The 4,292-nt window shown below is 37.3% G+C and carries 4 protein-coding genes; all 4 read right to left on the bottom strand.

Annotated elements, in window-relative coordinates:
* Positions 1-117: 117 nt before the first annotated feature.
* The 4 genes from ACIQ2S_RS11765 to ACIQ2S_RS11750 all read right to left on the bottom strand — a co-directional run bounded on the left by ACIQ2S_RS11765 (position 118) and on the right by ACIQ2S_RS11750 (position 4,171).
* Positions 118-417: a nucleotidyltransferase family protein gene (locus ACIQ2S_RS11765; RefSeq protein WP_396176223.1), complete on the bottom strand. Its 300-nt coding sequence runs from the start codon at positions 415-417 to the stop codon at positions 118-120.
* 158 nt (positions 418-575) lie between these two features.
* Complete coding sequence (locus ACIQ2S_RS11760; RefSeq protein WP_396176221.1) at positions 576-2,189, bottom strand: S8 family serine peptidase; 1,614 nt, start codon at positions 2,187-2,189, stop codon at positions 576-578.
* A 23-nt stretch (positions 2,190-2,212) separates the two neighbouring features.
* Positions 2,213-3,400, bottom strand: a complete 1,188-nt coding sequence (mnmA, locus tag ACIQ2S_RS11755) for a tRNA 2-thiouridine(34) synthase MnmA (protein WP_396176219.1) — start codon at positions 3,398-3,400, stop codon at positions 2,213-2,215.
* Positions 3,401-3,439: 39 nt separating this feature from the next.
* The gene (locus tag ACIQ2S_RS11750; protein WP_396176217.1) at positions 3,440-4,171 is read right to left on the bottom strand and encodes a toxin-antitoxin system YwqK family antitoxin; all 732 of its coding nucleotides are present in this window, start codon (positions 4,169-4,171) and stop codon (positions 3,440-3,442) included.
* Between the last annotated feature and the right edge of the window lie 121 nt (positions 4,172-4,292).

The following is a 4,292-nucleotide window of genomic DNA, read 5'->3' as shown; positions in this document are numbered from 1 at the left end:
GCTCTTTTGAGCATTAAGTTATTTCTGTAGATAAAAAAATCTTTTTGTTCTTCTATGAAAAAACTATCAATTTCTTCAATAGCCAATTTAATATCGTAAAGCCATTTAAGAATTCTTTCATCCATAGATAAGCTCTTTAGATTTGTTTATTGCCTTGATTAAAATAGGATTTTTTAGGGTTTGTTCTTCCACTAAGTCAACATCGCGACCAAATAGTTTTTCTAAATTTTCTTTGAAATCCATATAGTTATCAAAATACTTAGACAACTCAATGGACTTAAATTTTACAAGGAGATCAATGTCACTTTCTTTATTGAAATTAGAATTTAGTGCAGAACCAAATAAATACATTTTTTCCACATTGTAGATTGCACAAAGCTTTTTCAAGTCTTCTATATTTAGGTCAACTATGCTCATTAAGCAAATTTAGTTAAAAAAGTTTTATTTTAGGCAGTCACCAAAACAATTGAAGATAACTAATTTAAATCTTACGTACTCTTGTTGGATTATTGCAATCCCGAAATTTCGGGAGCAAAGACGCAAAAAAACTACAAACTGTATTTTGGGTTGGTTGATTATTTCTTAATTATTTTGCCTGATTTCAATAGTCCTTCCGATTGTAGTGAATAAAAGTACATGCCTGCCTTTAAATGAGATACCGAAATAGTTTGATTGGATTGGATTTCCTTGTGCAAAACTAACTGTCCGGTAACGTTGTAAATTTGTAGTTGTCCAAATACATCTAATTCAGGCCATTGAATAATTATTTGATCTTCAAACGGATTGGGATACACTGAAAAAACGGGAGGAGTAACACTGTCATTCGACAACAACTGTCCCGCTTGAAATGCAGAATAAAAATTCGGAATTCCGTACCCTAATTGTGCTGTTGGGCTTGCATATATAAAAGCCGATTCTCTAACTAATTGCAAAATTTGTGCATTGGTTAAAGTAGGTAGACTTTGCCACAAGCAAGTAACCAATCCCGCAGTAATCGGACTCGAAAAAGACGTGCCGTTTGCCAAACCAATCGTTCCTGTGGCTGTGGCAACGGTTGCTCCAACACCCTGTGCCACCACATCCGGTTTGATACGGTTATCTGCCGATGGACCGATGGAACTAAAACTTGCATAAACACCCGAAGCATTGACCGCTCCCACCGTTAATGTATTCAAAGCATCGCCGGGTGAGGTAATGTACTGCCAGGAAGAATTGCCGGAATTCCCCGCAGAAGTCACACAAATCATTCCTCTTGAAAATGCAATTGCTGCTCCTTTGGCAATAAATGTGGTTGTGCCATCCATGTCGGCATACGAATAATTATACGCGGGATTATCAAATGCGGAATAACCCAACGAGGTGTTGACAACATCTACACCCAAACTATCGGCTAATTCTGCCGCTTCCACCCAAAGGGATTCTTCCAACGGATTTTCATACGTATTGGATTCGGTAACAAACAAATAATACTTCGCATCGGGAGCACTTCCAACTAATTGGTTTTCAACATAACCTCCCATGGTTGACAATACCAAAGTGCCATGCGAACCGCCTGTATAAACTGCATCCGACTGGGTTACAAAATTATAACCACCTAAAATCAAATTATTGGTAAACAAACGTTGGAAAGGGCTTGTTGTATTCACTCCCACAAAACCGTTATCCATTACTGCAATTATTTTACCCGTTCCGGTATAACTATTCTGATGCAATAAATGTCCGTTCATCATATTGACCTGATTGGCTGAATTACCGTATTGAAAAACGACCTGCGTATCTAAATTTTTTGTTTCCGCATGATTTTGTTGCATTCTACCGGACGTGTTATTATTCAAACTCGTATTTGCAAAATGTATATGGCTGACGAAAGAAATAGTGTCCAAAGCTTGAATATTAGCTTGTGTCCCGCGAACATGCACTGCATTCAGCCACTTGGATTTTGCCAAAACTGTAATTCCTGTATTACCGGCTACTTGGGTAATGTATGGTTGATGAATCGACACATCTACAGTATCTAATGAAATGAATTGTGCAGTTCTTCGATCTAAAGATCTTTGGGAAAGCATTTGTAGTGGATTGGCAAGAAAATAAGCAGCCGTTGGTTTATCGGCAAAATAGACCCAAGCATCTTCTTGAGAAAACCCAACTGAAGTTAAAAACAGTAAGAAAAAAACAAGCATTTTTTTCATAGTATTTATTTTTTGAAAGCAAGTTACGAAATTACTCCGGAACCTACCAACTCTTCTCCCAAGTGCCACGAAACAAATTGTCCTTGTGTAATGGCAGATTGGGGTTCATTAAATGTTACATACAATCCACTTTCGGTTTGATGTAGGGTTGCTTTTTGTAGTGGTTGTCGGTAACGTATTCGTGCCATTACTTCAATGGTTTGACCATTTTCCAATTGCAAATCTTCACGAATCCAATGGATTTCATGTGGTAAAACTTTCAACGCTTTTCTGAAAAGTCCCGGATGCGAAGCACCTTGACCGGTATAAATAACATTTTCCGCCACATCGGTGGCAATGATAAACAAACCTTCTTTGGTTCCACCCACGTTCAGTCCTTTGCGTTGACCAATCGTGAAGTAATGAGCTCCCTGATGTTTGCCTACCACTTTGCCCATTTTTGAATGGTAATGTAAAGGTTCTGCTTCAAACGCTAATTGATCTTCTTGGATTTCGAATGTTGGCTGTGGTACATTATAAATTGGGTCATCTGCAGCAATTTCTATGATGATTCCTTCTTTTGGCTGCAATTGTTGTTGTAAAAATTCTGGCAAACGCACTTTTCCAATGAAGCAGAGTCCTTGCGAGTCCTTTTTCTCAGCAGTAACCAAATCCATTTGAGCAGCAATTTCACGCACTTGTGGTTTGGTTAATGCACCTATTGGAAAAAGCGATTTGGCTAATTGTTCCTGTGATAACTGACATAAAAAGTACGATTGGTCTTTGTTGCAATCCACACCGGCTAATAATTGATAGATTTCTTTTCCGTCTTTTTCGATGATTCCTTTGCGGCAATAATGTCCCGTTGCCACAAAATCTGCACCCAAACTCAAAGCGATTTTCATGAACACATCAAATTTGATTTCACGGTTACATAAAACATCGGGATTGGGTGTGCGACCATTTTTATATTCGTTGAACATATAATCAACGATGCGTTCTTTGTATTGTTCGCTTAAATCGACCGTTTGAAAAGGTATTCCCAATTTTTCTGCTACTAAAAGTGCATCGTTAGAATCTTCCAGCCACGGACATTCATCAGAAATAGTCACCGAATCATCGTGCCAGTTTTTCATAAACAAACCGATGACTTCGTAGCCCTGCTCTTTTAACAAATAAGCGGCAACACTCGAATCTACACCTCCTGAAAGTCCTACGACTGCTCTTTTCATCACTCAATTAAAATTTTGACAAAGGTAGTAGTTACGGAATTAATCTTCCATTTCTTTAACGTTTCTTTTCGGAGGCGGATTGGCACTTTTGGGTTTGGCCGGTTTTTTCAAACTACGGTTTTCTTCTTTCACTAGTTCACCGTTTTTATAAAACTTCCAAATACCCACAGATTTGCCGCTTTTGTATTGCCCAACAGTTAGAATTTTTCCGTCAACATCTCTAACGATGGTTGGACCATTTGGATTACCTGCTTTAAAAACAGATTCTTCTAAAACAACGCCGTTTTCAGCATACTTTTTATAAGTTCCTTCTTTGACACCATTTCTATAGGTTGCTTCTTCTGCAATTACGCCACTTTTGTAGAATACTTTTCGGATTCCTTCGAGCTTTCCTGCTTTATAATACTCCAACGTCATCACTGCATCCATATCTTTATGGTAATACTTCCATTCGCCGTCATATTCTTTATTGACAACCTTACCTTCACTAACTTTAAACTTTCCATTAAAAAAAGTAGTATAGGCAGATTGATCTTTTGGATTAAAAACGCGGGTTGCTAAAACTTTTTTGGCTTTGGTATTATCATAATAGGTAAAAGTACCCACTTCTTGACCGTGTTCAAACTGACCTTGGTATTTTAAATGTTTGGTGTCTTCATAATATCCAACCCATTGACCATGTCTCTTACCATCAGAATCTAACTGATTGGTCGTTGATTGTGCAAAAGAAAGTTGACAGAAAAACAAAATTATTACTGCGAATTTATTCATGAGACTATTTTTAAAGATACTTATCTACTACTAAACTACAAATCTGAAGATTTAGTGCTATACCACATTAAATTTCTTGAAAACAAAAATACAGTTTTTAAGCTTTGAATGAAATTCAATC

This window comes from Flavobacterium sp., assembly GCF_044371705.1.
Classification (GTDB): domain Bacteria; phylum Bacteroidota; class Bacteroidia; order Flavobacteriales; family Flavobacteriaceae; genus Flavobacterium.
This window is presented reverse-complemented; position numbering and strand designations above follow the sequence as displayed.